This window comes from Streptomyces sp. NBC_01471 (assembly GCF_041438865.1).
Classification (GTDB): Bacteria; Actinomycetota; Actinomycetes; order Streptomycetales; family Streptomycetaceae; genus Streptomyces.
Map to the genome: position 1 here is coordinate 1,258,440 of NZ_CP109450.1, position 14,678 is coordinate 1,273,117.

15 protein-coding genes and 1 pseudogene are annotated in these 14,678 nt (G+C 68.2%); 10 read left to right on the forward strand and 6 right to left on the reverse strand.

Features of this window, described 5'->3' with window-relative positions; all coding sequences use genetic code 11:
- The first annotated feature begins 191 nt into the window (after positions 1–191).
- Together OG285_RS05515 and OG285_RS05520 are read left to right on the forward strand one after the other, a co-directional pair.
- Positions 192–824: a DUF1524 domain-containing protein gene (locus tag OG285_RS05515; RefSeq protein ID WP_371790325.1), complete on the forward strand. Its 633-nt coding sequence runs from the start codon at positions 192–194 to the stop codon at positions 822–824.
- 137 nt (positions 825–961) lie between these two features.
- The gene (locus tag OG285_RS05520; RefSeq protein ID WP_371790326.1) at positions 962–1,315 is read left to right on the forward strand and encodes a hypothetical protein; all 354 of its coding nucleotides are present in this window, start codon (positions 962–964) and stop codon (positions 1,313–1,315) included.
- 191 nt (positions 1,316–1,506) lie between these two features.
- Here the strand turns inward: OG285_RS05520 and OG285_RS05525 are convergent, their stop codons facing one another.
- Positions 1,507–1,947, reverse strand: coding sequence for a VOC family protein (locus tag OG285_RS05525; RefSeq protein WP_371790327.1), 441 nt, complete (start codon positions 1,945–1,947; stop codon positions 1,507–1,509).
- Positions 1,948–2,344: 397 nt separating this feature from the next.
- Between OG285_RS05525 and OG285_RS05530 the strand changes: the two genes are divergently transcribed.
- The 7 genes from OG285_RS05530 (at position 2,345) to OG285_RS05560 (ending at position 8,879) form a co-directional block, all read left to right on the forward strand.
- Positions 2,345–3,163, forward strand: coding sequence for a YncE family protein (locus tag OG285_RS05530; RefSeq protein WP_371790328.1), 819 nt, complete (start codon positions 2,345–2,347; stop codon positions 3,161–3,163).
- A gap of 82 nt (positions 3,164–3,245) precedes the next feature.
- On the forward strand, positions 3,246–3,548 hold the full coding sequence (locus OG285_RS05535) for an ArsR/SmtB family transcription factor (RefSeq protein ID WP_371790329.1): 303 nt from the start codon (positions 3,246–3,248) through the stop codon (positions 3,546–3,548).
- Positions 3,549–3,932: 384 nt separating this feature from the next.
- The gene (locus tag OG285_RS05540) at positions 3,933–4,496 is read left to right on the forward strand and encodes a putative 2OG-Fe(II) oxygenase (RefSeq protein WP_371790330.1); all 564 of its coding nucleotides are present in this window, start codon (positions 3,933–3,935) and stop codon (positions 4,494–4,496) included.
- A gap of 36 nt (positions 4,497–4,532) precedes the next feature.
- Positions 4,533–5,588 carry a YncE family protein gene (locus tag OG285_RS05545; RefSeq protein ID WP_371790331.1) on the forward strand — a complete coding sequence of 352 codons (1,056 nt, stop codon included), beginning with the start codon at positions 4,533–4,535 and terminating at the stop codon, positions 5,586–5,588.
- A gap of 14 nt (positions 5,589–5,602) precedes the next feature.
- The gene (locus OG285_RS05550) at positions 5,603–6,364 is read left to right on the forward strand and encodes a hypothetical protein (RefSeq protein ID WP_371790332.1); all 762 of its coding nucleotides are present in this window, start codon (positions 5,603–5,605) and stop codon (positions 6,362–6,364) included.
- A gap of 5 nt (positions 6,365–6,369) precedes the next feature.
- Positions 6,370–7,689 carry an MFS transporter gene (locus OG285_RS05555; protein WP_371790333.1) on the forward strand — a complete coding sequence of 440 codons (1,320 nt, stop codon included), beginning with the start codon at positions 6,370–6,372 and terminating at the stop codon, positions 7,687–7,689.
- On the forward strand, positions 7,686–8,879 hold the full coding sequence (locus OG285_RS05560; protein ID WP_371790334.1) for a DNA glycosylase AlkZ-like family protein: 1,194 nt from the start codon (positions 7,686–7,688) through the stop codon (positions 8,877–8,879). Before OG285_RS05555 ends, OG285_RS05560 begins: the two co-directional genes overlap by 4 nt.
- A gap of 939 nt (positions 8,880–9,818) precedes the next feature.
- Here OG285_RS05560 and OG285_RS05565 read toward each other — a convergent pair.
- Positions 9,819–10,275, reverse strand: a pseudogene (locus OG285_RS05565) (helix-turn-helix domain-containing protein); the annotation flags it as partial.
- Between the two features lie 115 nt (positions 10,276–10,390).
- Here OG285_RS05565 and OG285_RS05570 point away from each other — a divergent pair.
- Complete coding sequence (locus OG285_RS05570) at positions 10,391–10,858, forward strand: enediyne antibiotic chromoprotein (protein ID WP_371790335.1); 468 nt, start codon at positions 10,391–10,393, stop codon at positions 10,856–10,858.
- 163 nt (positions 10,859–11,021) lie between these two features.
- Here the strand turns inward: OG285_RS05570 and OG285_RS05575 are convergent, their stop codons facing one another.
- The 4 genes from OG285_RS05575 to istA form a co-directional block, all read right to left on the reverse strand.
- The gene (locus tag OG285_RS05575; protein WP_371790336.1) at positions 11,022–11,210 is read right to left on the reverse strand and encodes a transposase; all 189 of its coding nucleotides are present in this window, start codon (positions 11,208–11,210) and stop codon (positions 11,022–11,024) included.
- Between the two features lie 515 nt (positions 11,211–11,725).
- Positions 11,726–12,112, reverse strand: a complete 387-nt coding sequence (locus OG285_RS05580) for a VOC family protein (RefSeq protein ID WP_371790337.1) — start codon at positions 12,110–12,112, stop codon at positions 11,726–11,728.
- A gap of 95 nt (positions 12,113–12,207) precedes the next feature.
- Positions 12,208–12,978 (reverse strand): IS21-like element helper ATPase IstB, encoded by a 771-nt coding sequence (istB, locus tag OG285_RS05585; RefSeq protein WP_371790338.1) that lies wholly within the window; start codon positions 12,976–12,978, stop codon positions 12,208–12,210.
- Complete coding sequence (istA, locus tag OG285_RS05590; RefSeq protein WP_371790339.1) at positions 12,975–14,393, reverse strand: IS21 family transposase; 1,419 nt, start codon at positions 14,391–14,393, stop codon at positions 12,975–12,977. Before istA ends, istB begins: the two co-directional genes overlap by 4 nt.
- Between the last annotated feature and the right edge of the window lie 285 nt (positions 14,394–14,678).

Sequence of the window (14,678 nt, forward strand, 5' to 3'; positions counted from 1 at the left end):
GTGCTCGGGGGTCGTGTCGGCACGATGGCCGATCCGTGAACGCCCCAGCCCACAGAGGCCCGGCGGGGTGCGGAGGTTGGGTAATGGAATTGGAATGTTGTTGTCTGGCTTAATCAACGCGCGTAGTGCGATGGGCGGTTGGGCGCTTTTCTGGTCTCCTCTTGTCCCCCCACAGACATCAGGAGATCTCCATGCGCCGTACCGCGCTGGGTCTGGCAGCCGTCGCTGCCGTCGTCGCCGGTTTCACCGCGGGTCCTGCTTCGGCGGACCCGCCCGCCCCACCCTCCTTGAGTACCGCGCGGGCCGAGCTCACCGCGCTGTCGGTAGCAGCCCCGCATTCGATGGACGGCTACTCCCGTGACGCCTTCGACGTCTGGGTCGGCCAGCCCGACGGCTGCACCACCCGCCAGGACGTCCTGTCCCGGGACGGGAAAGACGTCGTTGAAGGCTCGGATGGCTGCCAGCCTTCCTCCGGCTCGTGGTACTCCGTGTACGACGACACGACGGTGACCGTCGTCGCCCAGGCGACCATCGACCATATGGTCCCCCTCGCCGAAGCATGGCGCTCCGGCGCCGACAAGTGGACCGCTGACCAGCGCAAAGCGTTCGGGAACGACCTGAAGGACCAGCAGCTGTTCATCGCCTCGTCCTCCTCCAACAGCTCCAAGTCCGACTCCGGGCCCGCGGACTGGAAGCCGACGAACCACGCGTTCTGGTGCACCTACGGCGAGGACTACACGCACATCAAGAGCGTCTTCAAGCTCACCACCACCGACGCCGAGAAGTCCGCCCTGACCTCCATGCTCGACACCTGCACCTCCTGACGTCTTTTCCGGGGCGGGGAGCAGTCACTACCGACTGCTCCCCGCCCCGGGCCGGATCGCCGTGGTCAGTACCTTCGCGATCGCGCAGACACCTTCCGATCCAGAAGACAATCGCGTTTGCCTGCGAAGATCGCTGGGTGAGTAGGAGCGAGATATCTGACATCGAGTACGCCTTCGTGCTCAATGCGACTGAGATGGACATCCTTGCTGGAGTACGGGGCGACCTGGAGGAGCCTTTGGCGTTTGGCCCGGCGGAGGACTTGGTGCCCTTCCTCCTGGCTCTCGTCGACCGCGGAGTGGTCGAGGTCTGCCGGTACATCCCTTGGACACCGCCAGAAGGCGGGAGCGGCTTCCAGCCGGGGCCCCCGATCCCACATGACGACCTTCCGGATGTGCTTGCGGCAGCCGAGGAGTGGACATACCCGGAGGACTTCGAGTGGCTGGGCAGACTCACCCTGGTACGAACCGACACACTTCAGCGCGGCCGCTGAGCGATGCCCGGCCGTAAGCCGTTCTGTGCTCTGTGTGCTCCTCAATCTGCCAGCAGGCGAGGAGCACCTTGCTGGTCCCGGTGCCGTAGACGAGCCGGACAGAAGATTCGACCCCATGGCGAGACGGCGGTGTGCGGCACCTCGTCGGGGCTGGGGCGACCGTGTGCGGCTCGGTGGAGAGGTCCCTGACGTCAGCTGGCCGGGCGGGCGGACATGGCGACGAGTTCAATTTCGAAGTGGTCTGTGTTCTCCAGGTAGGCCGCGTACTGCTGGGGGCCGCCGGCGTGTGGGTGGGTGTCGGGGAAGAGGAGTGTCCAGCCGTTCTCCTGCGCCTTGGCGGTGAGCAGGTCGACGGTGTGGGGGGTGTTGATGTGGAAGGCGAGGTGGTTGAGCCCGGGGGCGAGACGGTCGTGGTGGGGCTGGGTGAGGGCGGGTGACTGCTCGAAGACGAGGTAGGTGGTGCCCAGGCGCCAGCTGCGCCCGTTGTCCCAGGATTGGTGGAGGGTGTAACCGAGGGCTTCGAGGAGCCAGGCCCAGTCGGCGATGGCCCGGTCGAGGGCGGGGACCCAGATTTCCACGTGGTGGAGTGATCCCTGTTCCGGGACCTGGTCGTCCTGGGCTTCGCGGGGCACTGTGTCCTCCTGGAATTTCGGGAGCGGAGCGGGCTGTGTGCGGTCGGCAGCGTATACCGGATTGTCAAGTTCCGGTCTAGATAGCCCGTTCAGTCATCTAAGGCTATAAAAGAGCCACTTCGGAGGTAATCCCCTCCAGGGGAACCATGCCGGGCGGTATGCCTTATACGGGCGCCAGTACACCGGTGCTTCGCGTCCGGCGGCGTACTGCGGAAGACCTGGGCTGCGCCCGAGGTTGGGGGCCCCTGTGCCGGTTCTCCTCTGTTCCACCGACACGGCCGCCGGGCAGGTGAGCCTGGTCCTCAAACACGGTGCTTCCGTCTACCGGCCCTGGGCTGCGGTCCGAACCGGGAACAGTCCGCACGGCGCGCTCCTGGCTCTGGGGCGCCGGGGTTTCGTGGCGAATACCAGCACGAACAGTGTCTCCGAGCTCGATCTGGTCTCCGGCTGGGAGAGAGAGCGGATCAGCGTCGGCTGGGGCCCCCGCGGGCTGGGCGTAGTGGACGGCCGCTTTCTCCTGGTTTCAAATTCCGGTGCGGACACGGTCTCGGTCGTGGACCTGGCCACACGGTCCGAGCTGGTGGCGGTGGCGGTGGCGCGGGACCCGCGGGACATCACCGTGAGCGCTGACGGGACGGTGGCGTATGTGGCGCTGTGGGGTGCGGGCTGCGTGTCCCGCCTTGATCTGACGCCGCTGCGGGCGGGCCGCCCGGATCTGGTGCGGGAGGCGGGCCGGTTCACGCTGGGCGCCGGAGCGCATCCCTGCGGGATGGCGGTGGCTCCTGACGGCCGGTGCGCGGTGGTGGCGTGCCAGTCGCTGGGCTGGGTGGCGGTGCTCGACCTGGTGGAGGAGCGGGTGCTGTGCCGGATCGGGGTGCCGGAAGGCGGCGGTCGGTCGGTGGCGTTCACCGAGGACGGCGAGTACGCGATGGTGGCCTTGGAGCGTGCGGGGTCCGTCGCCGTGCTCGACATGCTGGAGATGACGCTCACCCGGTGCATCCCGGTGGGCCCATCGCCGGCGGGGATCGCGGTCGACTATGAGGACGGGACGCTCTACTGCACCCTTGCGCCGCGTTCGCTGGCCGTGGTGCACCTGGACGGTGTTGACCTGTCCAACGAGGACGGCCTCCCCCAGTACGAGTACGTGAGCGTTGGTGCAGGTCCCAGCAGTATCTGCATCGCTCCGCTGCCGGCGTCCATACCCTGGCCGGTCTGACGCCCCGCGGGCCACGTGCCCGGCGCCGGACCGTTCCGCCCTTCACGGGAGTTGGCCAGCGGCAGCGACGGCAGGAAAAGCGATGCGTGAGAGTTCCGGACCCGGGCGGGAGCCCGGCCCTGGCGGCGGTGAAGCACGTGCTCGTGCGCTCGATGCGCTGCTGGGGGCGACCCGGGCCATAGTGCTGCGCGCTGTGGCCGAGCGGCCCGGGAGCACCACGGGAGAGATTTCGCGGGTCACCGGGGTCGCTCCTGCCACGGCCTCCCATCACACCAGCGTGCTGCGGCAGGCCGGTCTGATCACCACGCAGCGGACCGGGGGCAGCGTGCACCACCGCCTGGCCCCGATGGGCGAAAGCCTGCTCGGCCGCAGCCAGGGCCCCTGACGCCGCGAACGACAGGTGCTCCCGTGGCGCCGGGTGTGCGGCGGTTGGGGCAGGCGGGATGGTCTGTGTGGCGCGGGACCCATGCGGCATGAGTTAAAAGGATGCCTGCTTGTTTAATGCTGCCGGGTGTGCTGAATTCGAGCAGGCTCGAATAGCTTGCGCCCCTCGAATGCCGCCCGCACACTGATGAAAGATTCCCGCAACACACGGTGGGTGCAGGGCAGTTACTGATTCGAGGGGACAGTCATGTCCGTGACTGATACCGGAAGAACAGCGAATTCCCAGACAGGTACTGCGACTATTTCGCAGATGTTCAGCACTCCGGTGGCAAGAATATTGTGCCCTTTTGCTGCGGACATCAATTCTCTGCTTGCGAAATTAGTGGTGGAGCGGGCCGGGGGGCCAGGCAAGGACTTCGGCTACAAGGCGGAGACGTCAGGTGAGCTGACCTCCTGGGGGGACCCGTCCGCGGACCGCCTGACCCGCTGGGTGGCGCGTACGGCCCATCAGGTCGTGGAAGCCCTCACCCACAAGTCCCTGGCCGCCGCGTACACGGAGTCACTGCAACGGGAGGCCGGCCACAGCACGGATGCGGGCGAGGAGCCGGAGCGGCGGGTGGGTGTCGCGGTCTCCCGCAGCTGGGCCAGCCTCTACCGGCCCGGCGACAACCACGAGGCCCACTTCCACCCGAACACCGCTCTCGCCGCGATCTATTACGTGAGCGCCCCGAAAACGTGCGAGCTCGATCTCCTGGATCCGCGCCCGTACGTCGATTACTTCGATCCCGGAATTTCGCTCGCCGGGGACCGCCACCGCGTACGGATCAGCTGCCTGCCCGGAGAACTCGTCATCTTTCCCGGCTGGGTCCGTCACGCGGTGCCGCCCTACACCGACGACGGGATACGCATCTCGCTGTCCTGGAACCTCAACTACACCGCCCACGGCTGAAATCCAGCCAGTAGCACCGTCACAGGGAGAAACAGCATGCGCAACATCCAGTTCTTCTCGACCGACACCGACGACGGTGTGGTCTCCGTCGTCGCCAAGACCGGTCCCGGCGAGCACCGCAGGGTCGCGCAGATCCCGGTCGGGAACGCCCCGCGCGGCGGAGTGAAGTTCACCAGGGACGGGCGCGGGTTCGTCTGCAACACCAGCCAGAACACGATCTCGGAGATCGACGCGGTCGCCCTGACCGAGGTGCGCCGGATCGAGGTCGGGCACGGGCCCCGCGGGCAGGGAATGGTGCCCGGCGACCGCTACCTGCTGGTATCGAACTCCGGGTCCAACAGCATCTCGGTCGTCGACCTCGAGCTCAACACGGAGATCCACCAGATCCCCACCGGGCGCGACCCGCGGCACATGGGCATCAGCGCCGACGGCCGGACCGCCTGGGTGTGCGTGTGGGGCGAGGGCTACATCAGCAAGCTCAACATCAGCGCGCTGGGCTCGGACAACCCCGCCGGGATCACGGAGATCAGCAGGATCCCCGTCGACCGTGAGGCACACCCCTACAGCCTCGCCATCGACCCCAGCGGCCGGAAGGTGTTCGTCGCCAACACCCAGGCGACCTTCGTCACCGTGATCGACGCCCAGACCGACCAGACCCAGCGGGTCGATGTCGGGTTCATCGGCGGGCGCGCGGTGGCGTTCACCCCGGACGGCCGTCACGCGCTGGTGACGGTGGAGTCCATCAGCCGGGTCTACGTCATCGACGTGAACACCCTGCGGGTGGTGCGGCACGTGCCGGTCGGCCCGGGCCCGCGCGGCCTGGTCGTCGACCCCGGCGACGACACCGCCTACATCACCAACTTCGCGCGGGCCAACATGATGCACAGCGGGGACAACCACCCGCTGTACGGCCCGAACTCGCTGACCATGGTCGACCTGTCCTCCGCCCCGCTGGACCGGGACGAGGGAACGTTCACCTACGAGGAGGTCCACGTCGGGTACGGGCCCTGCAGCGTCGTGATGTTCGACCTCGACACGCTCTCCGCCGAAGAACGCGCACGCCGTGTGGAGCACGCCAGCACCGAAGCCTGACCCCTGTTGTGACCGTGTCCGCTCCCCCGCCCTGCGGCGGGAGCGGACACGCCCATGCCTCCGAGAAGAAAGCACCCTTCTCCGTGCCGATGGCCGACATCACCTTCTGCCCGCAGCAGCCGTGGGCGCTTCCTCCCGACAAACCCCACGTCGACCGGGCCGCCGCGCGCGCCGAGCGGGACGCCTACGCGGCCAACTTCCGCCACAAGCGCATCGCCCGCCTCCCCGCGGACTGCCCGCCCTGGGTCCTGGGCCAGGAACTCGGCTGGACCATCCGCTCACCCATCACCGCGACCCTGACCCCGGTGCGCGACACGGACTTCGGCGTCCCGGACGAGGAGAACGTGACGGACGTGGCCCGCAGAGCCCAGCGCACCCAGATGTGGATGCACGGCCGCGCGTGGATCGGGACCGCGGAGGCCAGCTGGCTGCGGCTGCACGACTACCGCACCCCCCACGGCTGGGAGTCCATGTTCCTGCCCAACGGATCAGGAACCATCGAGTGGCGGCTCGGCTGGAGCGCCCGCATCCTCGAACAGCGCTTCCTCATGGTCATGCCACTGTCCGCACCGCACCCGCACCTCGAGGTGCCCGTCGGCGTCATCGCGGCCCACACCCTCAACGCGATGGACGGCCCCGGCGGCATGAGTATCGCCGTACGGCCCACCGCCCCCCTCACCCTGCGCCGCGGAGACCCTCTGGCCCGTATCGTGCTCCTGCACCCCGACTCGCTGCGCGCCACCGCCACCCACACCGAGCCCAGTGATGCCTCGTGACCCAGATGACCACCACTCCCCCGCCGGCCGGCACCGCTCGGCTGCTGACGCGCATGCCGGTGCTCCCGTTGCTCACCATCGCCTTCCTCACCCGCGTCACCGTGGCCGCGCTGCCCATCACCCTCCTGCTCACCCTCGCCCACACCTACGGATACGCCCGGGCCGGCGCCGTCAACGGCGGCTACACCCTCGTCCTGGCCTTTCTCGCCCCCCTTCGCGCCAGGATCCTCGACCGGTGGGGAACCGGCCGCGCCCTGATCCTCATGGGCGCCACCACCATGACCCTGATGACCCTCGTCGCGATCAGCACCGCGACCCGCTGGCCCTGGTGGACCACCCTGCTCCTGACCATCGGCGCCGGCACCACCACTCCCCCGCTCAACGCAGCACTGCGCGCCTCCTGGCGGCGCCTGACCACCGGCCCCGCCCAGCTCAAAGCAGTCCACTCCGCCGACTCGATCCTCGAAGAAGCCGGCTTCGTCCTCGCCCCCCTCGCCGCCGGCACCGCGATCGCCCTCCTCGGCGCCGCCCACGCCTACGACGTCACCGTCGGCTGCTACCTCCTGGTCGTCACCGCCTACCTCACCGCCGCCCACCACTACCGCCTCACCCGCCACCCCACCGACAACAGCTCCGCCACCGGCACCGCCACCGGGCAGAACCGGGCAGCAGCGCGCCGCAAGGCCTGGCTGGGCCCGCTCGCACGGCCCCGCGTCCTGGCGATCATGCTGCCCCTGTTCGTCATGGGCTGCGTCTTCGGCGGCACCGGCGTCTACCTCCCCGCCTACGCCCAGGCCCACCATGCCACCGCATGGATCGGTCCGCTCCTCGCCGCCACCAGCACCGGCGGCGTCATCGGCGGCCTCGTCTACGCCACCACCCCCTGGAAGCAGCCCCTCTGGCACAAATACCGGATCCTCACCCTCGGCTTCGCCCTCCCCGCCTGCTTCCTCGTCCTCGCCCACCCCCTCTGGTTCCTCGCACTGCTTCTGCTGACCTGCGGTCTCTTCGTCACCCCCCTGTTCATCAACGCCTTCCTCCTCCTCGACGCCACCGCCACCGACGACATCCGCATCGAAGCCAACACCTGGGTCGGCGCCTCCACCGACATCGCCAACGGCATCATCGCGATCATCATCGGCACCCTGACCGCCCACCAGAACTGGAGAAGTGCCCTGCTCCTGCTCTCCTGCTGCGCCACCGCCGGCGTCCTCATCGCCCTTACCTCCCCCCACCGCGACCAGGCCCCCACACCCGCCGGACCCCGGCCGCAACCACCGCTCGCAGGCCCGGCCCCGGGGGCAAACGCTCCCTCCGCCTCATGACCCGCACCCCGGCGCCCGCGGTCTTCCTGTCACTGGCACAGGCCCGCCGTATCACGGTCGCCTCCGCCGGACCCAGCACCGCGGACACCGACACCGCGGCAGTCCTGGCGCGCCTGAACGCAGTCCAGCTCGACACGATCAACACCCTCGCCCGCGCCCACCAACTGACCCTGGCCACCCGCACCCGCACCTCCACCACAGACGTCGACACCGCGCTGTGGGGAAAACGGGACCCGATCGCTTTCGAATACCCCGCACACGCTGCCGCGCTCGTACCTCTCCACCACTGGCCGCTGTGGGCGTTCCGCCGACGCACCAGCCGCCAACGCCGCGAATACCCCGCACCCGGCCTCCGCAAGACCATCCTCGACGAGATCAGCAGCCGCGGGCCTCTCACGCTGCGCGAGCTGCGCACGGAGCGCGAGCCGAGCGGCTGGGACTGGGGGCCCACCCGAACCGCGGTCGAATTCCTCTTGTGGTCAGGTGAACTGGCCTGCACCCACCGCACCGGCTGGCAACGCCAGTTCGACCTCCCCCAGCGCTCAGTCCCCGAGAAGTTCCTCACCGACGCCCTCACAGACGACGACTGCCTGACTACCTTGCTGACCCACGCCGGACGGACCCTCGGAACAGCCACCAGCGACGACCTCGCCGACTACCTCCGCATCACCACCGCCACCGCCACCCGCCTCCTGCCCGACACCCCCCTACTGACGACCCGGGTTGAAAACTGGAACAGCCCGGCCTGGACCCACCCCGACGCCCTGCCCGCCGCCGACCAACCCCACCAGCCCGGCGAGCCCGCGTTCCTGGCACCGTTCGACAACCTCATCTGGCACCGCCCCCGCACCACACGCCTCTTCAACGTCACCCACACACTCGAGGCATACAAACCCGCCCACCGGCGCGTCCACGGCTACTACGTCTGCCCCCTCCTCGCCGGCGACCACCTCATCGCACGCGCCGACCTCACCCACCACCACGACACCCTCACCATCGTCCGCACCAGCTTCGAACCCGGCCCCCACCCCACCGACACAGCCGAACACTTCGCCCGCGCCTGCACCCGCCTGCAGAAGACCACCGCACTGCGCCACACCGTGATCGCCGACAACGCAGCACCACCCGCAACCGTGAAAGCGCTCAACCACGCCCTCAACCGAACACGCGCCGAGCAACCGCACCCGTAAAGGCGAAGGTCAGGGGGCCCTCGGATGGGGGGCGCAGGTTTCCCGGCGGGGAAGCGCCCGGCCCCGGGAGAGAGCCCTTCATGCCCGGCCTAGGTGCCTCCCGTCGATCGGCCCGCTTCCGGGGCTAACTCATTGGAGACAGTGCGCCGCGCCGCCGTCGCGTACGGCGCCGAACCGTACTGCGCCGGCCTCCTGCCCACCCTGCGCCCGGCCGACCTGACACGCCGCAACATGTCCTCGCGCGGCCGGTACGCGATGATCGACGACGCGCTCGGGCGAACCGGACGCGGGCTGCGCCTCACCGGGGAACAACGGTGCCGGATGCGTTCCGACACGCTCTGTGCGCAGGGCGCCACCGGCTCCTGGCAGGTCCATCTGACCGTACGATCCGAGGATTTCACCCGGACCCACAACGCCGCCCAGCTCATGACCGCGTCCGTCCTCGCCATCGCCGCCAACTCCCCGCTGCTGCTGGGCAGACGGGCCTGGACGAAACTCGTATCCCCTGGTAAGAGCAGGCATTCGGCCAACACCGGCGGCGGATCGCCCAGGCCGACCGGCGCTCGGGGTTCGGGAACGGCTGGCTGCGCGGAGGTATGCGGGAACTGGTCGAGGAGGCGGTGCGCCGGTACACGCCGCTGGTGCCGCTCTGCGCCGATGGCGCGTGGGACCGCCCAGTGCGGCCCGGCGGCCCGCCCGCACTGGAGGAACTGCGGCTGCACCTGGGCACCCTGTGGTGGTGGAACCGCCCGGTCTACGACCCGGCCGGGGGCGGGCACCTGCGCATCGAACTGCGTGCGCTCCCCTCAGGTCCGACCCCAGCCGACATGGTCGCCAACACCGCCCTGCTGACCGGCCTCGTCCTGGACCGCGCAGCCCGCGAACCCGACGGCGAACTCCCCTTCACCCTGGCCCGGGGGAACTTCTACACCGCCGCCCGCGACGGCATGGCGGCCCGCCTGTGGTGGCCGTCGGGCGGGGCCGCGCCGGTCCGGGTGGCCGCCCGGGACCTCGTGCAGGCGCTGCTGCCACGCGCGGCGATGGGGCTGGCCACGGCCGGGGTCGCGGACGACGAAGTGCAGCGGTGGCTGGGGGTGGTGGAGGCGTTTCCGCCGGGGCGGGCGCACCGGTGAACGTGGTCGGCACCGCATCGTCCCGGGCGGGTGCGGCCGTGTTGGCCGGTGCGGGGTAGAGCTCTGAGAGCTGGTTGAGCAGCCGCGCGTACGCCTCACGTTCCGGGCCTCGCGGCTCCGTCTTGTTTTTGCTGGACTCCCAGACGCTGACGGTCGCACGGCGCACCTTCAGCGCCCCGGACACCTGCTCCAGCGTCAGGCCGTGCGACCCGCAAGCGTTTGCGCTCTTCCGGTGGCGGGAGCGGAGACGCGGACGCGACCAGCGCGTCGACAGCATGGCGGTGGTTCCGCCGTCCTCACCTCGACCGAGTGCACCATCGGCTTGGATGATGCCGCGCGGCCCCCGTCGAGGGCCGACAGCAGGCGTGTCTTCTCCCAGTGCCGTTCGTTCCACACGGCATGATCATGAACTTCAAGTCGACGCCGATGAAGATCGCACTCGCCGCAGCAGCGGCCCTCGGCCTGTCGATGACGGCCGTACCAACAGTGACCGCCCAGGCGCGAGCCTTCGCACCCCAGGTCACCGTGGTCCCCGCCACCAACCTGGCCCCGACCGCCATTGTCAGGGTCCACATGACCGGCTTCAAACCTGGGAAATCGGTAGTCGTCCAGCAATGCGCAGAGGTAAGCGCGGGGGTTTACGCCTGCGACAACGACCCCGAAACTGAGACCCTCAACGACAAGGGCGACGGCAGCTCCGCAGTGCGAGTGCACCGCGAGTTCGAAGCACACCTCGACAACGGTGACCCGGTCGGCACCGTCAACTGCAACACGACCGAACTCGGCTGCTTCGTCTCCGTCCCCAACTCCGAAGGCAGAACGACCGCGCCGATCGACTTCCAGTAAGTCGTGTCGCACCAGGCGCGCGGACTCCACCGGCGGTGGCGGCTCACGGTTCGCTCGTATTCGCCAGGCGGCACCCGTGCGAGTCGGTTGAAGGGCGCACCAGATCAACGCCAGCAGGGGCCCCGGGGTGATGCTGCTCCATCACCCCGAGACCGCGGTCGGTTCATCGCCTGGGGGTGCGCGTACCCGGCACAGTCCGGGCGGTCAGAGCCAGGTCGAGGCGCCGGTTCATGTTCAGCTCGAACCGTCCGTACGGGTTCACGTGCGTCCAGAAAAGCGGGGAGAGCGTGCACCGGCCCGCCTCCGTGAAGGTGTCGGCCCACTTCGGGTCGGCCATCACGTTCTGCGACATGACAGGTAGCGGCAGCCATACGAGAACACGGCCCTGCCAGAAACAGTGGCCCAGCGACACATATCGCGTCCCGGCAGACCCGCTAAACCATCGAATGTGGCCCAGACCACTCAGGCTTCGGCGACAATGCTCAATCTTCGCTGCGAGAGGTCACAGGGCGCGGGTGTTCTGTGTCAACGAACCTTGATCGCGTGCCACCGAAGCTTGATCAGGCTTGGTGTGATCGAGCGCGGCAGGTGGCCGTAAGGGCGCTCGTTTTCGGCCTTCCCGGCTGTGCCGGGTTAGCCATTCTTGTGGTTATTTTCCCTCTGTGGCGGGATGGGTGATGTATGCCCCAGTACGGTGAGCGGGCCGGGCAAGATCCTCAACTCCTGGAAGCGGAGAGCCTCATGGCCAACTGGACGAACAGCGGTACCCCCAGCGACAGCCTCGCCGTCAGTTCCTGTCCCCGTACTGTTCTGAGTGCTCCACCAAGTACGGAGAAATGTGCACCAGTCTCAGAGGGACGGTCGTGCTCAGACCAGGGTGGAGATGCAGAACGGGTGGCCTGCGGGATCCAGCAGGACCCGCCACCGGTCGGGGTCCGGCTGGAATTCGGGCTTGACGGCTCCCAGAGCGAGCAGGCGAGCCTGAGCGGCGTCCAAGTCGTCGACGCCTAGTTCTATATGGGCCTGCTTCTCCTGGGAGGGATCCGGCCAAGTGGGGCGGCGGTAGTCGGTGAGCCGGTTGAATCCCAGTCCTGCAGCTCCCTCTCGGCCGAGCAGGATGAAATCCTCGGTGGAGAGGACCACAGGCAGGCCGACGGCCTTTCCGTAGAAGTGGGCCAGCTCAGCGGGGTCAGGGCAGTCGAAGGTGACAGCCGAGTAGCGGAACGTGGATGCTGACGTGTCTTCATGGCTCATGGGCGGGACGGTATTAGGGATCTAGGACAAGCTGGGTCCTATTTGTGATGTGGTCGGCACGTTCGCTCACCTTCTGCGATTGGCCTCCTGGTCGCTCAGGCCACGTCTGTGTCCCGCTCGATGGCCTGGAGCCGGTTCTTGAGCCGGTAGCTGTTGCCGTTGATAGAGACGACTTCGCAGTGGTAGAGGAGGCGGTCGAGGATGGCGGTGGCGAGGACCTCGTCGCCGAAGACCTGACCCCACTCGCTGAAGGTCTTGTTCGAGGTCAGGATGACCGAGCCCTTCTCGTAGCGCTTGGAGATCACCTGGAAGACCAGGTTCGCTTCCGCGCGTTCGAGGGGTTGGTAGCCGACTTCGTCGACCACGAGGACGCTGGGCCGCAGGTAGGTGCCGAGCTTGTTGACCAGCCGTCCGGCGGCCTCGGCGGTCTTGAGGTGACGGACCATGTCGTCGAGGGTCGTGAAGTAGATCGAGTAGCCGGCCCGGCAGGCCGCGACGGCCAGGGCGACGGCGATGTGCGTCTTGCCGACTCCCGGCGGGCCCAGCAGGGCCGCGTTGGCCTTGGCCTCGACGAACGAGAGGGTGGCGAGGTCTTTGACCTTGCGGGGGTCGAGGTCGGGCTGGAAGGAGAAGTCGTACTCATCGAGCGTCTTGTGGTGCGGCAGCTTCGAGGTCCGCAGCCCTTGGCGGAAGCGACGGTCGTCGCGGACCGCGAGTTCCTCGGAGAGGACCAGGTCGAGGAAGTCGAGGTAACCCATCTTCGCCTCGTCGGCCCGGCGGGTGAACTCGTTGATTGTCTCCGCGAGATGGGGCAGGCCGAGCTTGCCGGCCGTGGTGCGGATGCGGTTGCCGGTCAGCTGGCTCAAGAGCGTTCCTTCGTCGCGCGGTGGGTGGAGAAGGGGCGGGTGCCGGTCAGTTCGTCATAGACGGACAGCGGGCGGCGGCCAACTTCGACGCTGGCGGCTGCGGCCCGGTTCAACAGGGCTTGCAGCGGGCCGGCTTCGAGGCCCAGTGGCTGGTCATGGCGAGGCCGGGGGACCACGTCGCCGGTGGTGACGCGCCGGTTGTCGCCCTTGGGCAGGCCGTCCCAGTGCTTCTCGTCGACGACACGCGCGCCGCGGCCGACTGCCCGCGGATGGACAGCCAAGAGGGTCCCGCCGCTGGCGTCGGGGACGGTGGAGTGCAGGCTGATCTGCGACTTCGTGGCCCGGACCTCGACCAGTTGACGGGGGCGGACCTTGCGGGCTGGCACCGAGTAGAGGTTCGCGTCGAAGGCGACCAGGCAGTCCTTGCCGACGTGCCGCAGATGCCGCTGGGCGACCACATACGGAGTCGGCGGCGGCGGCCGCAGGGCCACATGATCGCGCACGGCCCGGTGCCCGATGACCTCGCCGTGGGTGCCGTGCACCTTCGCCCTCCGCAGCGGCACCCAGGCGGCGAAGGCGGCATTCATCTCCTGGATCGAGGAGAAGGCCCGTCCGGCCAGCACGTGGTCTCGGACGATCAGCACTTGCCGTTCGACCCGGCCCTTCCCTGTCGGCCGATAGGCGGCCAGGACATCGATATCGAAGTCGTAGTGCCCGGCGAACGCGACCGCTTCCGGGTGCAGCGGGACCGCCTCGCCCGGTGCGACGTGCCGGCGCACGACGGTCTTGGTGCGGTCGTAGACGATCGTCATCGGCACCCCGCCGAAGTGCGCGAACGCCTGCCGATGGCAATCGAAGAAGCTCGCCAGATCCTGGCTGGTGGTGAAGCAGCAGAACGGATCACGCGAGTACGACAGAGTCATATGGAACGAGTAGACCTTCGGGATCCCCACGTGGGCGAGGATCTTGCCCTCATCGCCCCAGTCGCACTGGGCCTGGGCGCCCGGGACTACCTCGAACCGGCGATGCAGACCCGCCAGTTCACCCGGACTAATACCGAGATCCTCGGCAATCCGGGGCCGGGCCTCCTGAAGATAGATCTTGACCCGCTGGTAATTGATGGTGACCCCGTACTCCGACGCCAGACGCTCGTGGATCACCGATGCCTTCAAAAGGATCTCTGACCTGAGCATCGCGTCGATCAGCGGCGCCACCTCGTCGACCGCCCGTCGCTGCTGTCGGCCCTCGGCCGTGCGCTTCGGCGGCGCGACGGGAGCCTCGCCCGACAAGTATTTCGTGACCGTGCGACGGTTCAGCCCGGTCTCCTTCGCGATCTCCCGCAGGCTCATCGCACCGGACTCGTACAGACCGCGAAACCGCCTCAACTCCAGCCAGCGATGCGGGTCCAAGACCACCTCAGCCTCCCCTCTGCCACCCCGTGACCGATGACAGAACACTCGCGGGACCCACCCGCCACCGCATCAACTTTGGTGCACTCTCATCCGTACGAGATGGTGCACGATCACCTGTACGCCGACAGCCCCCTGCCACGCTCGACCAGGACACTTCAACAAGATCTTGTTATGAGCTCTTACTGCCACATCGATGGTGGTTCGCCCCGCTGGTCAGCGCGTTCGGGAATGGTGTGCGGGATACCGCGTTGTCACAGGTAATTGCGTATGCACCGGATGTACACGCCG